17 protein-coding genes and 3 pseudogenes are annotated in these 19,199 nt (G+C 69.6%); 16 read left to right on the top strand and 4 right to left on the bottom strand.

All coding sequences use genetic code 11. The features are described 5' to 3' along the window. Nucleotides 1-15 precede the first annotated feature (15 nt). Entirely contained in the window at nt 16-450 is a 435-nt protein-coding gene (locus ACLQ2X_RS17720) for a hypothetical protein (RefSeq protein WP_425682132.1), read from the top strand. On the opposite strand, the gene ACLQ2X_RS17715 is transcribed toward ACLQ2X_RS17720, so the two are convergent. Then, nucleotides 428-727 (bottom strand): hypothetical protein, encoded by a 300-nt coding sequence (locus ACLQ2X_RS17715; RefSeq protein WP_425682131.1) that lies wholly within the window; start codon nt 725-727, stop codon nt 428-430. The genes ACLQ2X_RS17720 and ACLQ2X_RS17715 overlap by 23 nt on opposite strands. Before the next feature lie 221 nt (nt 728-948). Then, nucleotides 949-1,482: an SUKH-4 family immunity protein gene (locus ACLQ2X_RS17710; RefSeq protein WP_425682130.1), complete on the bottom strand. Its 534-nt coding sequence runs from the start codon at nt 1,480-1,482 to the stop codon at nt 949-951. Nucleotides 1,483-1,850: 368 nt separating this feature from the next. Here ACLQ2X_RS17710 and ACLQ2X_RS17705 point away from each other — a divergent pair, with 368 nt between their 5' ends. Next, nucleotides 1,851-2,426 carry an SLATT domain-containing protein gene (locus ACLQ2X_RS17705; protein ID WP_425682129.1) on the top strand — a complete coding sequence of 192 codons (576 nt, stop codon included), beginning with the start codon at nt 1,851-1,853 and terminating at the stop codon, nt 2,424-2,426. A 160-nt stretch (nt 2,427-2,586) separates the two neighbouring features. Here the strand turns inward: ACLQ2X_RS17705 and ACLQ2X_RS17700 are convergent, their stop codons facing one another. Further along, nucleotides 2,587-2,865: a hypothetical protein gene (locus ACLQ2X_RS17700; RefSeq protein ID WP_425682170.1), complete on the bottom strand. Its 279-nt coding sequence runs from the start codon at nt 2,863-2,865 to the stop codon at nt 2,587-2,589. Between the two features lie 57 nt (nt 2,866-2,922). Here ACLQ2X_RS17700 and ACLQ2X_RS17695 point away from each other — a divergent pair. From ACLQ2X_RS17695 to ACLQ2X_RS17655, 9 genes and pseudogenes are all read left to right on the top strand, one after another. Then, nucleotides 2,923-3,216, top strand: a pseudogene (locus tag ACLQ2X_RS17695) (replication initiator); the annotation flags it as partial. 114 nt (nt 3,217-3,330) lie between these two features. Further along, nucleotides 3,331-3,516, top strand: a pseudogene (locus tag ACLQ2X_RS17690) (helix-turn-helix domain-containing protein); the annotation flags it as partial. Between the two features lie 149 nt (nt 3,517-3,665). Next, nucleotides 3,666-3,968 (top strand): phage integrase central domain-containing protein, encoded by a 303-nt coding sequence (locus tag ACLQ2X_RS17685; RefSeq protein ID WP_425682128.1) that lies wholly within the window; start codon nt 3,666-3,668, stop codon nt 3,966-3,968. After that, a pseudogene (locus tag ACLQ2X_RS17680) lies at nt 3,965-4,315 on the top strand (site-specific integrase); the annotation flags it as partial. The gene ACLQ2X_RS17685 and the pseudogene ACLQ2X_RS17680, both read left to right, overlap by 4 nt. A gap of 224 nt (nt 4,316-4,539) precedes the next feature. Beyond that, nucleotides 4,540-4,788: a tyrosine-type recombinase/integrase gene (locus ACLQ2X_RS17675; protein WP_425682169.1), complete on the top strand. Its 249-nt coding sequence runs from the start codon at nt 4,540-4,542 to the stop codon at nt 4,786-4,788. Nucleotides 4,789-5,119: 331 nt separating this feature from the next. Next, nucleotides 5,120-5,923 (top strand): HAD family hydrolase, encoded by an 804-nt coding sequence (locus ACLQ2X_RS17670; RefSeq protein ID WP_425682168.1) that lies wholly within the window; start codon nt 5,120-5,122, stop codon nt 5,921-5,923. 193 nt (nt 5,924-6,116) lie between these two features. Next, nucleotides 6,117-7,016 (top strand): hypothetical protein, encoded by a 900-nt coding sequence (locus ACLQ2X_RS17665; protein ID WP_425682127.1) that lies wholly within the window; start codon nt 6,117-6,119, stop codon nt 7,014-7,016. Then, nucleotides 7,013-8,377: a methyltransferase family protein gene (locus tag ACLQ2X_RS17660; protein WP_425682126.1), complete on the top strand. Its 1,365-nt coding sequence runs from the start codon at nt 7,013-7,015 to the stop codon at nt 8,375-8,377. The genes ACLQ2X_RS17665 and ACLQ2X_RS17660 overlap by 4 nt, the downstream gene beginning before the upstream one ends. Beyond that, nucleotides 8,272-8,904, top strand: a complete 633-nt coding sequence (locus ACLQ2X_RS17655) for a TetR/AcrR family transcriptional regulator (protein WP_425682125.1) — start codon at nt 8,272-8,274, stop codon at nt 8,902-8,904. The genes ACLQ2X_RS17660 and ACLQ2X_RS17655 overlap by 106 nt, the downstream gene beginning before the upstream one ends. Nucleotides 8,905-8,935: 31 nt before the next feature. Here the strand turns inward: ACLQ2X_RS17655 and ACLQ2X_RS17650 are convergent, their stop codons facing one another. Continuing rightward, nucleotides 8,936-9,682: an oxidoreductase gene (locus ACLQ2X_RS17650; protein WP_425682124.1), complete on the bottom strand. Its 747-nt coding sequence runs from the start codon at nt 9,680-9,682 to the stop codon at nt 8,936-8,938. Nucleotides 9,683-9,902: 220 nt separating this feature from the next. Between ACLQ2X_RS17650 and acs the strand changes: the two genes are divergently transcribed. From acs to ACLQ2X_RS17625, 5 genes are all read left to right on the top strand, one after another. Then, entirely contained in the window at nt 9,903-11,891 is a 1,989-nt protein-coding gene (gene acs / locus ACLQ2X_RS17645; protein ID WP_425682123.1) for an acetate--CoA ligase, read from the top strand. 228 nt (nt 11,892-12,119) lie between these two features. Continuing rightward, nucleotides 12,120-14,912, top strand: coding sequence for an immune inhibitor A domain-containing protein (locus ACLQ2X_RS17640; protein ID WP_425682122.1), 2,793 nt, complete (start codon nt 12,120-12,122; stop codon nt 14,910-14,912). 311 nt (nt 14,913-15,223) lie between these two features. After that, the gene (locus ACLQ2X_RS17635; protein ID WP_425682167.1) at nt 15,224-17,626 is read left to right on the top strand and encodes an immune inhibitor A domain-containing protein; all 2,403 of its coding nucleotides are present in this window, start codon (nt 15,224-15,226) and stop codon (nt 17,624-17,626) included. A gap of 169 nt (nt 17,627-17,795) precedes the next feature. Then, nucleotides 17,796-18,134 (top strand): hypothetical protein, encoded by a 339-nt coding sequence (locus tag ACLQ2X_RS17630; protein WP_425682121.1) that lies wholly within the window; start codon nt 17,796-17,798, stop codon nt 18,132-18,134. A 132-nt stretch (nt 18,135-18,266) separates the two neighbouring features. Then, nucleotides 18,267-19,199, top strand: coding sequence for an alpha/beta fold hydrolase (locus ACLQ2X_RS17625; protein ID WP_425682120.1), 933 nt, complete (start codon nt 18,267-18,269; stop codon nt 19,197-19,199).

Raw genomic sequence — 19,199 nt, 5'->3', positions numbered from 1 at the left:
GAAACCGCCGGGCCGTTGCCGGGCAGCGCCGGCCGGCAGATCAGCGTCGGCATGCCCCTTGCCGGCCGACGCGTCCGGATCCGCCTCGACGGCATCCTCCTGCACGTCATCGACGACGCCGGGCACCTACGCCGCACCCTGCGCTGCCCACTGCCGCCCACCTCGCTCGGCCGCATCCGCGACGCCCGACCCGCCTCCCCGCTCCCGTCACCCGCCGCCACGCCTGCGGTCGAGCGGGTCGTATCGATCACCGGAAGCATCCAAGTCGCCGGGCAACGCATCCAGGTCGGCGTCGTGCACGGCCGCAAGCTCGTCACCGTCGTCCTGGACGAACACACCGTCACCGTCTACGACGCCGACACTCCGATCAAGGCCGTCCCCCGGCGCAGCACCACCGACCTGAACCGCACCAAGGCCAAACACCAGATCACCACGAACGCTCAGCCATGAGGCCATCGAGCGGTGCTGCCGTCTTCCATCGAAACTGGTGGTCGGGCTCGTCGCGGTACTCCAGGACGCCAGCCTTCACCAACGCATGCAGCATGCCCCAAAGCGACTGACCGAGCAGATTGTTCGACCAGAACACCCACTTGACCTGCAAAAACGTGAGATCCGTAAACAAGCCCACCGCTCGGCCCAACTCGTACTGAGCGCCGTCCACGTCCGTCCACTCAGCGAGAGCATCCGCTAGGCCCATGGCCACATCCTCGCATGCGGACAGGGCCACGCCTGATACCTCTACGATCGCCTCAACACCAGGACACGACAAGTATTCGATCATGACCCGGTGTCAAGCGTCCTCCGACGCCGTTCCGTCAACCATCATGCGAGACCAGGCATGGTCGGTAGCCGGCTTGTCCTCCGTCGACTGATGCGCGACACGCGTCCGCCAACTGATCTGCGACACCTCCGCGCGCTGATAGCGGTGGAAAACGATGTCTGCATCGATCAGTAGAGCCACCGGTCGAGCACTCCGGGCCAGAAGTAGGTTGTATGGCCGCCGTCCCCGAACGCGGGCGGGTCAAGGGCCGTGATCCGCTCCAAAAGGTCGGCGAGCTCCGCGAGCGCTTGCTCTTCGGCCTGTCCGTCTTCGTCCCAGCGGTCGATAACGGTTGAGCTGGCCAGCCAGCTACCAACCATGTGCAGCGAACACAGCCAGTGGATGATCGTTGAGTTGACGAACCCCGCGCTGCCGTCCGACGACCATATCTGCACCTCACCGGTCCCCGGCGCGCCCCCGTACACCCAGTGCAGGTCGTCGAAGTTCGCCAGCCGGTACATCGTCGGCTCTGCGCGGAATGACACCGCGTTGACGAGGTCATCGATCAGCGGTACGCCAGAGGAGACCAGCGCGGCCTTCTGCGGCTCGGGAAGCCGCCACGTCGCCACGTCCAGCTCGGTAGCACGCACCACTCGCCCAGTACCAGCCCAGGCCGTGACCGCTTCAAATGCGGGAGGCAACGGAAGATCGTCAACGGGCACGCCGATGAAGGTAGTCCGGGCAAGCTTCCAGCACCACTGTTCGGATACCAGCAGGGCATCCGATCATCGGAAGATCAGCAGGTCGCGAGGCGCACTGATGAGCCCCTAGATTCATCGCGCTGTCGCGCATCACGTGGCGAAGATGTGTCGCACATCAGCTGCCGGATCACACGCAGCCGGCTGACCTGTGCCGGTTCCGGGTTGACACGTGGTCGTTGAGGAGGGACTACACGATCGCCACCACGACGCGATCCAGCGGCTTGAGCGGACGCTCATCCTCGTGACCCTGGCAGGTTCTTCTGTTCCTGGACTGTCGGGTATCCGGCAGCCAGCCCATCTGAACGCCTGACATCCTCCTGAATTGAAGAATGACCCAGCAACGCGAGCTTGGCAATGGACAGACGGCGGCTTCCAAGACGGTGGTTTCCGAGCAAGGACTCCTAGCCCTAGCCAGCCGCCGGACGGCCTTACCCTTAAAGGAGGCTCTTACCACCTTTCGAGAGCTTGTTTCCGCCGATATGGAATGGGCGGATTCTCGAAAGACACGTTTTCGTCGTCGTTCAACGTGGTCCAAGGGGCTATCGCTCGGTTTGACCGCCTTGTCGACGGTGGTTCTAGGGATTCCGCAAATCCCGTTTAATGCGTCGATCGCGTTGCCGATGGTCGCAGCAGTAACGCTACTGGGATCACTCGAATTGTTCCATAGCTGGCGATCGCGGTGGATTTTAATGGAGGAGACGCGCTACCGCCTCAATCGCCTGCGCGACGAAATTGACTACCTCCTCGTAGCTAATCCGTCGAACGAGATCACACGTGAGCGCATAGATCGGTTCTTTTCCGATCAGCAACAGATCTGGGCGGACGTTAGCCGGCAGTGGGTGGAGTTTAGACGGCAGGGCGATGCCCAACAGCCCGGCCCGATTTCCCAAGCAACTGTCGGGTAGCATCGCGGTGTCGCAGACGGATACGGCGGAGTTGATCGGGGACGGTAGCCGGGTAGACCAAGCGACGCCCGTCTAGCTCAATGCGAGACCAGATGCCGCCGGCAGCCGGCCCGTTAGAACTGTTCCTTCGAAGTGCCGGCGTTCGTGGGTAACCCGCGTCTCAGCCGGCAGCGGGTAGGTCGCCCTCTTCGAGGTAGGCGGTGTGGCGCTGCTTCCGGGCCTGCATGCTCGCTCGTAGCCGTCGCGCGAGTCTGGGGATTGTCAACTCGTCAAGCTGGTGGTCTTCCACGAAGGCCCACTCTGCGATCTCGCCATCTCGAAAGGCGACGGAGGCGAGCTGGTCAGCCGTGAGCGTTCCGCCATCGAAGACAAATAGCATCTTGTCCCCCTCGTCTGGCCTCGGAGCCCAGTCGACCGTCAGGAGAGCGCCGATCGCCACTCGCAGGCCCAGCTCCTCGTAGACCTCCCTGCCGCAGGCCGACAGCGGGCTCTCACCTACTCCGTCACCTTCCAACTCCTGCGCGACACCCGCGTCGCGTTCCGGCGCCACGAGCACCAGGACCACGAGCACCCCAGCGCCGGTGGACCACCCACCGGCCAGCTCGTCGAGGACACCACGCTCATCGTCGGCACCCTCACCTTCGCCGGAGTCGGCTGGCACACCTCAGGTGACGCGCTGCTCGCCAACACCGCCGCCGCCCTCGCCCGCGAGCGACGAACCACCGGCCGCGAAGAACTCGCCCACGAACTCACCATCACCCCGGCCGGCACCGTGCCGGTCGCCGCCTGACCCGACAGACCTGAGGAAGTCACCGTTCATGAACACCATCGCCCGCCCCAGCCCGGTCTCCGGCTCGTCCCTCGTACCGGCGCGACCGTCGTCGAACCGGTCACCTACACCGTCCGCGAGGTCGCCAAGCTCCTCGGCATCTCACTCGGCAGCACGTACGCCCTCGTCCGCGACGGCACCATCCCGGCGACCCGCCTCGGGGGCCGTTGGCTGATCCCCCGTGCCCGGTTCCACGCCTGGCTTGACGGCGTCACCGAGCAACCCGCCGCCACCGGTACCGAGCACGGTCGGAGGCGCTGAGGGGCTTCGTCCGTAAGACTCCGGCTGGCACCTTCCGCGCCTGCTGGCGTGACCCTGCCGGTGACCAGAAGTCCAAGAGCTTCCGCACGAAGCGGGAGGCCAATGCCTTCCTCGCCGAGGTCGAGGGAAGCCTCAATCGAGGCACCTATGTGAACCCGCACGCCGGTCGTACCCGTTTCGGTGATTTCGCTCAGCAGTGGCTCGCCACCCGGGCGGTCGAGGCGCGTACGACTGAGCGGACTGTCTCCATGCTCCGCACGCACGTCCTGCCGAAGTGGGGTGACTGGCCACTCGGGAAGGTCGACTTCATGTCGGTGCAGGAGTGGGTGACCGGTCTCGGTCGGGATCTCGCGCCCGCCACCGTGGCCAAGTGCTACCAACTGCTGTCGATGATCCTCAAGACGGCGGTACAGGCACGGCTGATCGCCACCAACTCCGCTGAGGGGGGGTGAAGCTGCCGCGTGATCGGTCCCGCGACGTCAAGCCGGTGACGATCAGCCGGGAGGACTTCTTCGGTCGGCTGCTTCCGGCGCTCCCACCTCGGAATCGGGGGATCGTCTCCGCTGCCGCTGGGGCCGGTCTCCGCTGGGGCGAGTGCGCCGGGCTCACGTGGTCGTCGGTCGACCTCGACCGGGCATCGCTGCGCGTGGTCCAGGTGGCCGAGGAGACGCACGGCGGCATCGTGCTGCGTCCGTACCCGAAGAGTCGCGCCGGGGTCCGGACCGTGCCGCTGCCCGACTTCCTCCTGGTGGCGCTTCGCGAGCTGCGCGCCGCCAGCGACAATCCGGATCCGCGAACCCTGGTCTTCCGCGACCGGGTCGGCCGGCCGCTGCGACGCTCGAACTTCCGTCGCCGGGTGTGGCGACCGTCGCTGGTCCGCGCCGGGCTGCTCGGCCAAGTCGCCAACACCGGGCGCACCGGTACAGCGCCACCTGGCCAGACCGGGAAGGCGTCGAGTGGTCCGCCGAGTTCACCACCGAGCGGGAAGCGGTCGCCTGCATCGCGGCCAAGGCAGCCGGCGGAATGCGGTTCCACGATCTGCGGCATGCCTACGCCACCTGGCTGGTCACCGACGGCGTGCCGATCAACCTGGTGCAGCGGGTCATGGGCCACGAACAGGCGTCGACGACGCTCAACCGCTACACCCACACCCCGGCCGACTACGCCGCCCGCGTCCTGGAGGCGTTCAACGGCTCTGCTGCCTTCCTGCTGCCTCCGGCCAAAGAATCGCCCTCGGGGAGCCTTCTCGACGGGGAGGGAGACGAGCTGTGACCTGCGGCGGAACGCTCATCCCGCAAAGGGACGACCCCCGTCGGGGGGAGACGGGGGCCGTCGTGTGGTTCGGCTCCGGGGGGGTCGAGCCGAACCGACTCAGCGGTCACGGGGGGTGCAACCGCCGAGGGCTGAGCGGCGACGAGAGGCGACTCCTATCGCGAGGACAAGCATGCCGCAGCGGACCCTTATACGTCGAGTGGTGTTCACTCCACGCAAAGCTAATTTCCGGCCCGTCGAGCGTGACGGGCATCACTCCCTCGGGTACGTCTCGTCGCCGGCAACCCGGGCGGTCACCTTGGAGCCGCCGGTCGGGCTAGACTTTCGCGCCGTGGGCCGCAGTGCCGCTTTCTTCGATCTCGACAAGACCGTCATCGCCAAGTCGAGCGCCCTGGCGTTCGGTCGGCCGTTCTACCGGGACGGACTGATCACCCGGCGTGACGTGGTCAAGTCGGCGTACGCGCAGTTGATGTTCCGACTGGGCGGCACCGACGAGCAGACCATGACCCGCACGCGGGACTACCTGGCCACGCTCTGCAAGGGCTGGCCGGTGGAGCAGGTCCGCCAGATCGTCGCGGAGACGCTGCACGAACTGATCAACCCCTACGTGTACGCCGAAGCGGCGGTCCTCATCGAGGAGCACCGGTCCGCCGGCCGGGACGTCGTGCTGGTCTCCGCCTCGGGCGAGGAGATGGTCCGGCCGATCGGCGAGCTGCTCGGGATCACCGACGTGATCGCCACCCGGATGAGGGTGGTGGACGGCCGTTACAGCGGCGAGGTCGAGTTCTACGCGGCCGGCCCGCGCAAGGTCGAGGCCGTCAGCGAACTGGCCCAGGAACGCGACTACGACCTGACCGACTCGTACGCCTACTCCGACTCGTACAGCGATCGGCCGCTGCTGGAGTGCGTGGGGCATCCCAGTGTGGTCAACCCGGACCGGACGCTGCGCCGGCTGGCGGTGGAGAACGGATGGCCGGTGCTGGAGTTCCGGCATCCGATTCCGCTGGGCCGGCGGCTGCGTGAGCGGCCGGCGGTGCCGGTCGCGGCGGCGGCGCTGGGCGTGGGTGTCGGCGTGGCCATCGGCATCGCCTGGTACGGCCGGCACCGGCGCACCCGCGCCACCGCGCCGGCCTGAACCGGCCCGGGCGCACGGTCGTGCCGTAGGCGCACCCGCCCCTGCCGTCGCGTGGTCGCCGTGAATGCGGCGCGTGCCCGCCCTTTCCTGATCCGGTGAGCATCGACGCGGCGCCACCCTCTTGAGCAATCGCTCAAATAGTTCTACGCTCCGTCCAGCAGTTTGAGCGACCGCTCAATACGGGGAGATCCGCATGACGTCTCTGGACGATCAACCACCACCGCAGCGGACCCGGGCACACCTGATCCTGGCCGCCCTGATCGGCCTCTTCGGGCTCGTCGTCTTCGTCGGAGTGGTCCGCGAGGGCCGCGCCGACAGCGCCGTACTCTTCGTGGCGCTCCCGGTGCTGCTGGCCGCCGCCATCGCACTCACACCCAGCCGGACGGCGCACGGCAGAGTCTTCGCGGCCACCACGGTCGCCCTGTTGCTGGCGGCGGTGGCACTGCACGAGGGCGCGATCTGCGTCATCCTGGCCGCCCCGCTGGTCTACGCGGTGGCGCACGGCACCACCGCGCTGATCCGTGCCCTGCGCGAGGCCAACCGGCCGTACGTGATCGTGGCCGTGCCACTGCTGCTCCTGCCCGGCCTGGAAGGCAGCGGCCTCGCTCCCCGGGTGGCCCCGGAGCAGACCGTCGAGGCGACCCGGGTCGTCGCCCTCCCCGCCGACCAGGTGGCCGAACGACTCGCCGCCGGCCCCCGTCCGACCGCCGTCCGGTCCGTGCCGCTGCGCCTGCTGGGCGTGCCCACGCCGGGCCAGGTCAGTGGGGACGGGCTCGATCCCGGCGACCGGTGGATGTTCGGCTACCACGGCAGCGCGCACGGTCCGGGAGGCCACCTGCTCGCCGAGGTGGACGAGGTCGCACCCGGCCGGCTCGGCTTCCGGTTCGCGGAGGACAGCTCCATCACCGGACGCTGGTTCACCTGGCGGCACGCAGAGCTGAGCTGGCAGGCCGTCGACCCGGAGCACACCGAGGTGCGGGTCCGGGTCGACTACACCCGCGGGCTGGATCCGTCCTGGTACTTCGGGCCGGTGCAGCAGGTGCTGCTCAGCGCCGGTGCCGGACATTTGCTCGACATGCTGGCGTTGAGATGACGGTCGCCCGCTGGCTGAGCCTGGCACTGCCCCTTGCCGCCGTGGTCGCCGCCGGGTTCCGCGAGCGGGGCCCGGCGGTGCGGGCTGCCGGGCTGCTGGCATTCGTCACCGCCGGCATCGGTATCGCCGCGCTGCACGAGGTCGCCGGCCTGGCCGGCTGGTACACCTTCGCGCCTGTGGACGGCGCGTACCGCGGGCTGCCGGTGGACCTGTGGATCGGGTGGGCCGTCCTCTGGGGTCCGCTGCCGGTGCTGCTGCGCCGAGTGCTGTCGGTGCCGGTCGCGTTGGGTCTGCTGCTGTGGGTCGACGCGGTGGCGATGCCGGCGCTGCACCCACTCGTGCGACTCGGCCCGCACTGGCTCGTCGGCGAGGTGGCAGGCCTGCTCGCGGTGGCGCTGCCCGCGCAACTGCTCGGCCGGTTCTGCGCGGACGGCCGGCGCCTGACCGCCCGGGGGCTGCTCCAGGTCGGCGTCTTCACCGCCCTGCTGCTCTGGTTCCTGCCCAGCCTGGCATTCGAACTCGGCGACGGCTCGTGGGCCGGGCTGACCGGGTTGGACCGCACAGGGCTGCTGCTGGTGGCGCAACTGGCCCTGCTGGTGGCCACGCCGGCGCTGGCCGCCGTCACCGAGTTCGTCGCCCGGGGCGGCGGCACGCCGTACCCGTGGGACCCGCCGAGGCGACTGGTGACCACCGGCCCGTACGCCTACCTGGCCAACCCGATGCAGCTCGTCGCGGTGGTGTTGCTGCTGCTCACCGCCGCCCTCGCCCGCAGCGTCACCCTGGCCCTCGCGGCCGTGTCGGCCGGGGCGTTCGCAGCCGCGGTGGCCGGCCCGCACGAGCGACACGACCTGCGGACACGGTACGGCGACTCCTGGCGCTCGTACCGGCGGCAGGTGCGCGACTGGTGGCCCCGCTGGCGGCCATACTCCGACGGCCCACCCGCGGTGCTCTGGCTGGACGACGACTGCGGACCCTGCGCGGCGACCTGGCTGATGCTGGCCCGGCGGCATCCGGTCGGGCTGCGGATACGGCCCGCACGAGAGCACGAGCGCGTGCTGTGGCGGGCGGAGTACGTGGGCGGCGACGGTCACACGGAACGGGGGGTGGCCGCCGTCGCCCGCGGCCTCGAACACGTCCACCTCGGCTGGGCGGTGGTCGGTTGGACACTGCGACTGCCCGGGGTCGCATGGTTCGCCCAACTGGTCACCGATGCGATGATCACCCCGCCGCACCCGGCCCGCGAGAGGCAAGAGCCATGTCCGACACCAAGCAGCGTCTCCTGGACGGCACCATCGCCGCCATCCGAGAGCACGGCATCGCCGGCGTCTCCGCCCGTACCATCGCCGCCGCCGCCGGGGTGAACCAGGCGCTGGTCTTCTACCACTTCGGTACGGTCGACGAGTTGCTGTCGGCGGCCTGCCGGGCGGCCACCACCGAGCGTGTCGCGCACTGGTCGGCGCGGTTGGCCTCGGCCGGGTCGCTGCGCGACCTGCTCGTGGTGGGTCGGGCCCTGCACGAAGAGGAACGCCAGCTCGGAAACGTCACCTTCCTGGCCCAGATGCTGGCGGGGGCGCAGGCGGACCAACGGATGGCCGCGCCCACGGCCGCTGCCCTCCAGCTCTGGGTCGACGAGATCGAGGTGGTGCTGCGCCGGCTGCTGGCCGGGTCGCCGTTCGCCGAGTTCGCCGACGTGCCGGGCCTGGCCCGGGCCGTCTCGGCGGCGTTCATCGGGCTGGAACTCTACGACGGCGTGGACCGGGCGGGCGCCGACCAGGCGATGGCCGCGCTCGATCAGCTCGCGCTGCTGATGGAGATCGTCGATGACCTCGGGCCGATCGCCCGCCGGGCGCTGCAAGCCAAGGTCAACCGGGCCACCCGGCGGGACTGACGACGGGTCACGCGGCGGGTCACGCGGCGGGTCACGCGGCGGCGAGGATCTCGTCGCCGATGACGGTGAGCTGGTCGGCGCCGACCTCCACGGCGCTCATGTAGTGCCGCAGCCAGGAACGCAGCCCGTCGGGGGTGCCGGTGGCGAACGCGCCGGCCGCGCCGACGTACTCCGGTTCCCGCTCGCGGTGCCCGACGTCCACGGCGACCAGACCGCGGGGGTCGAACCCGGTGGAGATCAACACCAGTCGGGCGGCGGCCCGGGCCACCACACCCGACGGGCCGGGGAACGGGCGCAGGTTCAGCAGCTCGCCGTGGACCACGGCGGCCAGCACCAGCGGTGGCACCTTCGTGCCGCCGGCGATCAGGGCGGCCAGCCCGTCGAGGCGGGCCGCCACCACCGGGTCGGCGACCGGGCGGCCCAGTTCGTCCTCGGTCACCACGTCCCGGGCGGCGAGCACGTGCAGCCGGGCGAGCACCTGCCGGGGCGCCTTCGGCCAGAGGTCGCTCAGTCCGGGCAGCGCCCCGGCCACCCGCAGCGCGCCCTGGAGCACCGGATCGGTGACCGTACCGGCGCGCACCTCCTCGCGGTCGTGGTCGCGGCCCTCCAGGGCGGCGCTGGCCACGGCCGAGCGGAGGCTCACCTCGGCGGCGACCTGGCCGCCCTGGCGGCGCAGCGCCCGGTGCCGGTGGGCCTGGTCGACCCGGTCGCGGGCCTGGTCGACGGCGGGTGCGACGTCGGCGAGCGCGAGCAGCGGGGCGAGCGGATCGGTGGTCACCCCGTCACGCTAGCGACCGTCGCCCCCGGCCCATGCCGGGGGTGTTAAGAAGGGGCCCTTCCTCTACCGGAAACGTTAATAAGGGGCCCCTCCTTACACCTCAGCGCGGGGGGAGGGCCGCTGGGCGCGCGGCGGTGAGCGACGGTCGCGGGCGAGATGCGTGCGGGACTAACCTTCCCCGGAGTAGGAGACGCAGGTCACGCGACGAAGGAGTCACCGCATGAGCGAGGCATTGGCCAATCTGCTGAACGAGACGCGCCAGTTCCCGCCGCCGGCCGAACTCGCCGCGAACGCCAACGTGACCGCCGAGGCGTACCAGGAGGCGGCCGGCGACCGGCTGGCCTTCTGGGAGCGCCAGGCCGGCCGGCTGGCCTGGGCGCAGCCGTGGGAGCAGGTGCTCGACTGGTCGAGCGCGCCGTTCGCGAAGTGGTTCACCGGCGGCCGGCTCAACGTGGCGTACAACTGCCTGGACCGGCACGTCGAGGCGGGCCTCGGCGACCGGGTGGCGATCCACTGGGAGGGCGAGCCGGGGGACACCCGCACCGTCAGCTACGCGGACCTGCACCGGCTCACCTGCCAGGCGGCCAACACGTTGACCGAGCTGGGCGTGACGGCCGGCGACCGGGTGGCGATCTACCTGCCGATGATCCCGGAGGCCGCGGTGGCGATGCTCGCCTGCGCCCGGATCGGCGCCACCCACAGCGTGGTGTTCGGTGGTTTCTCCGCCGACGCCCTGACCAACCGGATCCAGGACGCCAGCGCGAAGGTGGTCATCACCGCGGACGGCGGTTTCCGGCGGGGCAAGCCGTCGGCGCTCAAGCCGACAGTGGACGAGGCGGTGGCGAACTGCCCGTCGGTGGAGCACGTGCTCGTGGTCCGCCGCACCGGCGCGGAGGTCGCCTGGTCGGCGAAGGACCACTGGTGGCACGAGACGGTGGAGACGGCGTCCCCGCAGCACGAGGCGCAGCCGTTCGACGCCGAGCACCCGCTGTTCATCCTCTACACAAGCGGCACCACCGCCCGCCCGAAGGGCATCCTGCACACCACGGGTGGCTACCTGACCCAGGCGTCGTACACCACGCACGCGGTGTTCGACCTGAAGCCGGAGACGGACGTCTACTGGTGCACGGCGGACATCGGCTGGGTGACCGGGCACTCCTACATCGTCTACGGCCCGCTCTCCAACGGCGCCACCCAGGTCATGTACGAGGGCACCCCGGACACCCCGCACAAGGGCCGGTTCTGGGAGATCGTCGACAAGTACCGGGTGAGCATCCTGTACACCGCGCCGACGCTGATCCGCACCATGATGAAGTGGGGCGAGGACATCCCGGCCGGGTACGACCTGTCGTCGCTGCGGCTGCTCGGCAGCGTCGGCGAGCCGATCAACCCGGAGGCGTGGATCTGGTACCGGCAGTACGTCGGCCGGGGTGAGCTGCCGGTGGTGGACACCTGGTGGCAGACCGAGACCGGGGCCATCATGATCTCGCCGCTGCCCGGTGTCACCGAGGCGAAGCCGGGCTCGGCGATGACCGCGCTGCCGGGGATCGCCGCCGACGTGGTCGACGACCAGGGCCTGTCGGTGCCCAACGGCGGGGGCGGCTACCTGGTGCTGACCGAGCCGTGGCCGTCGATGCTCCGCACGATCTGGGGCGACGACAACCGGTTCATCGAGACGTACTGGTCCCGGTTCGGGGCCGGCGCGAACACCGGCGACAAGTGGGTCTACTTCGCCGGTGACGGCGCGAAGAAGGACGACGACGGGCACGTCTGGCTGCTCGGGCGGGTCGACGACGTGATGCTGGTGTCCGGGCACAACATCTCCACCACGGAGGTCGAGTCGGCGCTGGTCAGCCACCCGTCGGTGGCGGAGGCGGCGGTGGTCGGCGCGACCGACCCGACCACCGGGCAGGCGATCGTCGCGTTCGCCATCCCGCGGGGCAGCACGGAGATCTCGGGCGACGCGGGCGAGCGGCTCATCACGGAGTTGCGTAACCACGTGGCGAAGACGCTCGGCCCGATCGCGAAGCCGCGGCAGATCATGCTGGTCCCGGAGCTGCCGAAGACCCGCTCCGGCAAGATCATGCGCCGGTTGCTGCGGGACGTGGCGGAGAACCGGTCACTCGGCGACGTGACCACGCTCCAGGACTCCTCGGTGATGGAGCTGATCTCCTCGGGGATGAGCGGCGGCCGGTCCGACGAGGACTGACGAGGACAACGACGCAGGGGGCGGGCCGTAACGGGGCCCGCCCCCTGCGTCGCGCACGGGGGTCGATCCTGGTCGATCGGGGGACCCGGCACCGACCTGATCGGGCAGAGGGGACGCTCACCACTGTCGATGGCGTCGCACGTCGGTTACGTTCAGCCGCACCGGCGTATTTCGATGAGTGCCAGTGAGACGGCCGGTCCCTCACCATTCCCGACGAAACGGAGTGGCATGCTCCCCATTTCGCAGTCCCGGGCACGTCGACGTCTACTCGCCGCGCTGCCCGCCATCGCCCTCGTGGCCACGTCGCTGACCGTGACGGGCAGCGCGGCGGCCCAGCCGGCCCGATCCGCGCCCGCCACCATCGGCGCGGACGAGCACTACATCAACTACGCCGAGCCGGAGGTGCAGCCGGACACCGGCGGCAAGGAGACCAGGGGCAGGGACGGGGTCTTCTCCTCCCCCGCGGACGAGGCCCGCGCCTACGACCGCAAGTTCGCCGGCGGCAACCCGGTCACCGCCCGGGAACTGGCCAAGCTGGAGGCCAAGTCGATCCGGACCGGCCAGAGCCCCCGGAAGATCAAGAGGGCCAAGAAGACCCAGACCGCCAAGCTGCTCACGCTGCTCGTCGAGTTCAACGACAAGGCCAACGACGACTTCACCGGCGTGATGGTGCCCAAGACGGTCTTCGAGGACCGCACCTGCGTGCCCGGCACCGTGCAGAACGGTCCGCGGCACAACACGATCCCGAACCCGGCGACCCTGCCGCACAAGGACAACAACTCGATGTGGGTGCCGGACTTCTCACCGGCCCACTACGACAAGATGCTCTACAGCAAGACGGGCATCACCGAGCGGGTCCGCAAGGACCTCCGGGGGCCGGACGGCAGGCCGGGCGTCAACCTGGCCGGGCGGACCATGCACAACATGTACCTGGAGATGTCCAAGAACGCGTACACGGTGGACGGCCAGGCCAGCCCGTGGATCACGGTGCCGCACTCGGAGGGCTGGTACGCCGCGTCCCGCTGCTTCCAGGACGAGAACGGCAACTGGGTCGCCGGGCGGCAGCAGTCGATGAACGGCCACCCGGACAACCCGCAGGGCGCCGGCCGGCTCGCCACCGACGCGATCGACTCGCTGGCCGCCAAGGACCCGAGCTTCCCGTGGGCCGACTACGACATCGAGGACCAGAGCGACCGGGACGGCGACGGCAACTACCACGAGCCGGACGGCGTGATCGACCACCTGGTGCTGGTGCACGCCAACCAGGGCAAGTCCCGCGGCGGCGGGGACGTCGGCATCTACTCGGTCTGGGCGCACTCGTCGACCGTGACCGGCGGCTACACCATCCCCGGCACCAACCTGAAGGTGTCGAACTACATCGTGCAGCCGGAGGACGCCGGCGTCGGTGTCTTCGCCCACGAGTTCGGTCACGACCTGGGCCTGCCGGACCTCTACGACACCTCCGGCAACGCCGACTCGGACGTGGACTTCTGGGACCTGATGGCGTCCGGCTCGCACTCCGGTGAGATCTTCCAGGCGCTGCCCACCCACATGGGCCTCTGGGACAAGTGGGTGCTGGGCTGGGCCGAGCCGAAGACCTTCGGGCCGGGCGACCGGTCCAAGCTGGTCAAGCTCGGCCAGACCTCGCGTACGCCGGTGGGCACCGAGGACGGCATCAAGATCGACCTGCCGGACAAGGTGATCGCGCTGGCCGAACCGCACAGCGGCGCGAACATGTGGTACTCCGGCGCCGACCAGGGCTGGGCGGACGTCAAGCTGAGCCGCACGGTGACGGTCCCGAACGCCGCCGACGCGAAGTTCTGGATGTGGAACAACTACGTCATCGAGGAGGACTGGGACTACGGCTTCGTCGAGGTCTCCACCGATGGCGGCGCCACGTGGACCGAGCGGAAGGTGTACGCCGAGTCCGGTGACCTGGTCTCCACGGACGACGGCTACGCCGACCCGAACGGGCGGATGGTCGACTTCGGCAACAAGAAGTACGGCCTGACCGGCAGCACCGACGGCTGGCGGCACGACTACGTCGACCTGTCGGCGTACGCCGGGCAGACCGTGCAGGTGCGGCTGCGGTACGCCACCGACGAGGCGTTCCAGGAGCGCGGCTGGTTCGCCGACGACTTCTCGGTCACCGGCGGCGGCGCGACCACGTGGAGCGACGACGTCGAGGGCGGCACGGCGGGCTGGACCCAGACCGGTGGCACGTTCACCGACACCAGCGGCGCGGGTTGGCACATGGACTCGGGCACCCAGGTCAAGTCGCACTACTACCTGGCCGAGTGGCGGAACTTCGACGGCTTCGACAACGGGTTGAAGTACACCTACGACACCATCTACTCGCACGAGGCGTGGAAGGTCGACCGGGTCTCCTACAACGCGCCCGGCATGCTGGTCTGGTACCGGGACACCCAGCTCGGCGACGTCAACCACGTCACCGCGCAGATGACCGCCCTGCCCAGCTACGGCGCCAAGGGCGGTCTGCTGATCGTCGACTCGCACCACGACCCGCTGCGTCGCAAGGGTGTGGCGGCGGAGAAGGACCCGTCGGTGCTGGACAACCTGCCCAGCCGTCCGCAGTCGTCGAACGCGGCCTTCTCGCTCCGGCCGACGTACCCGTTCAAGGAGTGCCTGGAGGCGGCGGACGAGCCGTACAGCGAGTACTGCACGAAGTTCGGCGCGCAGGCGCCGGTGCGCGGCTTCACCGACTCCAAGGGCTGGTACCCGGGCATCGAGATCCGCGACGGCGCCGCGTACGCGCGGGACAACGACGCCTCGGTGGTCGTTCCGTCGCGGGGTAACCAGCAGTACACGACCCGGGTGGTGAACCCGGACGGTAGCCCGGCCAAGGACTGGTACGGCGAGGAGCTGGGTGGCGGGGCGATCGTGCTCGGCACCGGCAACCCGCGTGACTCGCGCGTCCAGTACGGCGTCTCGATCGGCATCGTGTGGGCCGCACGGGACAACGCGTACGCAATGGTGTACGTGGTTCCGGCGCGGAGCTGAACGAACCGACGGGGGCGGGCCGGGAGCGACAAACGCGCTCCCGGCCCGCCCTCGTCGCATTAATCCATGACTGTCACTGTAATTGTCGGTTCGCGCATCGCCGCAGGTCAGCCACCCGATGACAATCGATCATGTGACGGCAAAGGTCGCCGCGAACAAAAAGTTGCCACAAATCGACGCAGGCATCTTCCCACCGGTCTCAGCAGTGTCTATGTTCACCATTGGTCCCACTCGTGGGACGTTTCCGCCGGCCCGTACCCCCAGTCGGGCCGGTTCCCTCACACCGGAGGTACCACGTGCGCAAAGTCGCAGTGGGTCTGCTCGGGCTTTCGCTGACCGCGACGGGGCTGATGGCAGGCACGGCCGCCAGCGCCGCGCCGACGCCGACGTTGCCTACCGCCGCTCCGTCGGTGGCCGAGCCTGCGCAGGCTGAGCACGACCTGCCCAACCCGCTCGAGGAGAAGCGGCGCGCGCTGCGTCAGGAGGGCCTCAGCAAGGTCCTGTCCGGCAGGGCGAAGGCCCGAAAGATCAACGGCAGCACGGTCGTCAAGGTCGGCGAGCGGGCTACCAGCGGTGCCGCGGCGGGCAAGGCCGCCCGGAGCACCGCGACCGGCACCGGTCCGACCGAGGACCAGTACGTCGAACTCTCCCGCGAGCGGACTGACAAGATCTTCGTCATCCTCGCGGAGTTCGGTGACGAGCGGCACCCGAACTACCCGGACCAGGACACCGACCCGGACACCCCGGGCCCGACCCGGTTCGACGGTCCGCGCGTCAACCAGATCCCGCAGCCCAACCGGGCGGTGGACAACTCGACGGTGTGGCAGGCGGACTACAGCGCCGACCACTACCGGCAGCTGTACTTCGGCACCAACCCGGGTGACGAGTCGGTGAAGCAGTACTACGAGGCCCAGTCCTCGGGTCGGTACAGCGTCGACGGCGAGGTCACCAACTGGGTGAAGGTCAAGTACAACGAGGCCCGCTACGGTCGTTCCGACGGCTACCCGTGCGCCTCGAACGTCTGCAACAACACCTGGGCTCTGGTCCGCGACGCCGCCAACCAGTGGGTCGCCGACCAGAAGGCGCAGGGCCGCTCCGACGCGGAGATCGCCGCGGACGTCAAGGCGATGGACGAGTGGGACCGGTACGACTTCGACGGCGACGGCAACTTCAACGAGCCGGACGGCTACATCGACCACTTCCAGATCGTCCACGCCGGCGGCGACCAGGCCGACGGTGACCCGTACCAGGGCGAGGACGCCATCTGGAGCCACAGGTGGTACGCCTTCGCCAGCGACCAGGGCAACACCGGCCCGGAGAACTTCCCGGCCGGCGGCACCCAGATCGGCAACACCGGCGTCTGGATCGGTGACTACACGATCCAGCCGGAAAACGGTGGCCGCAGCGTCTTCTACCACGAGTACGGCCACGACCTCGGTCTGCCGGACGACTACAACGTGGTCAGTGGTGGGGACAACAACAACGAGCACTGGACCCTGATGGCCCAGAGCCGGCTCGGCGCCAAGAACGACGCCGGCATCGGCGATCGCGGTGGCGACCTGGGCGCCTGGAACAAGCTCCAGCTCGGCTGGCTCGACTACGAGGTGGTCGTGGCCGGTCAGCAGCGCACGATGCAGCTGGGCCCGCAGGAGTACAACTCCGACAAGGCCCAGGGTGCCGTGGTGGTGCTGCCGCAGCGGGAGTACACGTTCCAGAACGGCAAGCCGTTCGAGGGTACGAAGCAGTTCTTCTCGGGCAACGACGACGACCTGAACAACGCGATGACGCGCACTGTCGACCTCACCGGGAAGACCAGCGCCGCGCTGTCGATGAAGGGCCGTTACAGCATCGAGGCGGACTACGACTACCTGTTCTTCGAGGCGTCCACCGACGGTGGCCAGACCTGGGCCTCGCTGCCCGGTACGGCAAACGGCGCCCCGCTGAAGGAGATCTCCCCCGGGCGCTACGCCCTGGACGGCTCCAGCAACGGCCAGTGGGTCGACATCAACATCCCGATGGACGCGGTCGCCGGCAACGTCGTGCAGTTCCGGCTCCGCTACCAGACGGACGGCGGCGTCTCCGAGGGTGGCTTCTACGGTGACGCGATCACCGTGACCGCCGACGGTCAGACGCTCCTCACCGACGGCGCCGAGGCCGGTGCGAACGGCTGGACCCTCAGCGGCTTCAGCATCGTCGAGGAGACCTACACCCGTAAGTTCGACAACTACTACATCGCGGGCAACCGGTCGTACGTCTCGTACGACAAGTACCTCAAGACGGGCCCGTACTTCTTCGGCTACGCGAACACCCGCCCGGACTACGTGGACCACTACGCGTACCAGGAGGGTCTGCTGATCTCCTACTGGAACCTCCGGTTCGCGGACAACGACACGTTCGCGCACCCGGGTGAGGGTCGGAACATGATCATCGACGCGCACCCGCGGCCGATCTACAACCTGACGGGCCAGCCCTGGCGGGCCCGCGTCCAGGTCTACGACGCGCCGTTCAGCCTGAAGAAGGCCGACTCGTTCACGCTGCACCTCAACAGCCAGCCGCAGTACATCCGCGGCCAGGCGGCGCAGCCGCTGTTCGACGACACCAAGCAGTACTGGTACCCGGAGCTGCCGAACCACGGCGTCAAGCTCCCGGCCACCGGCACCAAAATCAAGGTTCTGGAGCAGAACGGCACCTCGGTGAAGGTCCGCTTCTCCTGATCCACTGATCGACGCACGACACGATGCCCGGGCGGTTCCCCCGCCCGGGCATCGCCCGTTCCGGGAACCCGACGTACCCCGCCCGCGTCCCATCCGCTCGACACCCGCACCACGCTGCCGGCCGCCCCGCGATGGCGCTGATCGCCGGCGCGGCCGAGACGGAGGATCCGTGTCCGACGACCACCAGCCGGCCGCGAGCGGCCCCGCCTCGCCCGCCGATCGCCCCACGCCGCTGTCCGCCACCGACCTGCCGACGCTTCGCCGGCCCACCGGGCCGCCGAAGACGCCGACCGACAACCGGCCGACGGGCGTCGTCGCCGGCTGGATCACCCGGGGCGGGTCCGGGCCGTGCTACGGGCTGATGGACGAGAACGGCACGGAGTACGCGGTGTACGGCCCGAACGCCGGCGAACTGCGCAAGGGCGACCTGGTCACGCTGCGGCTCACCGCGCGGGACCGCTCAGTCGACTGCGGGCCCGGCATGCCGATGCGGATCATCAACGACTGACGCCCGGTAGCGGCGTAGTCACCAGTCGATGAGCGGGGCGGCGTACGCGACCCTTGGTCCCCGCCCGGAGAAATCCCTGATCCTGGTCACCTGCGGGTCCGGTCTGCGACCGGCGGCCCTAGGCTGTGCCCCATGACCGACCAGCGCGGCGGGTTCGCCGACGAGTCCTGCGTCCTGCCCGAAGGGCCGTGGACGCACCGGTTCGTCGGCGCCAACGGCAGCCGGTTCCACGTTGTCGAGGCCGGCACCGGCCCGATGGTGCTGTTCCTGCACGGCTTCCCCGAATACTGGTACGCCTGGCACGAGATGCTCCCGGCCGTCGCCGACGCCGGCTTCCGCGCCGTCGCCGTCGACCTGCGTGGCTACGGGGCGAGCGACAAACCACCCCGGGGGTACGACGGTTACACGCTCGCCGCCGACGTCGCCGGCCTGATCCGCGCGCTTGGCGAACGCTCCGCCACGGTGGTCGGCACCGGCGCGGGCGGGCTCATCGCCTGGACCGCCGCGTCCTTCCACCCCACCCTGGTCCGGCGGCTCGTGGTGCTCGGCGCACCGCACCCGCTGCGGCTGCGCGCCGCCATCGTCGCCGACCCGCGCGGCCAGTTCGCCTCGGCCACCGCCACCCTGAAGTTCCAGCTCCCCCGCTACGAGCACGTGCTGACCCGGGACGGCGCCGCCGAGGTGGAGGAGATGCTGCGCCGGTGGGGTGGGCCCCGCTGGGTGTCCGGCCCCGACTTCGCCGACTACGCCCGCTGCTGCCGGGTGGCGATGCAGATACCGCAGGCCGCGTTCTGCGCACTGGAGGGTTACCGCTGGGCGTTCCGTTCGGTGCTGCGGCTGCACGGCTACCGGTTCGTGAAGCTGATGCAGAAGCCGCTCGTCACCCCGACCCTGCAACTGCACGGCGCGCTGGACCAGGCCTCGCTGCCCCGCACCGCGCAGGGCTCCGGCCGCTACGTCACCGCCCCGTACGAGTGGCGGCTGCTCGACGACGTCGGGCACTTCCCGCACGTGGAGGCCCGGGAGCTGGTGCTCGGCGAGATCCTGCGCTGGGCGAAGTCCTGA

This window comes from Micromonospora sp. DT31 (genome assembly GCF_049841795.1).
Taxonomy (GTDB): Bacteria; Actinomycetota; Actinomycetes; order Mycobacteriales; family Micromonosporaceae; genus Micromonospora.
The sequence above is the reverse complement of the archived record's forward strand: the minus strand, read 5'-3'. Positions and strand labels throughout refer to the sequence as shown.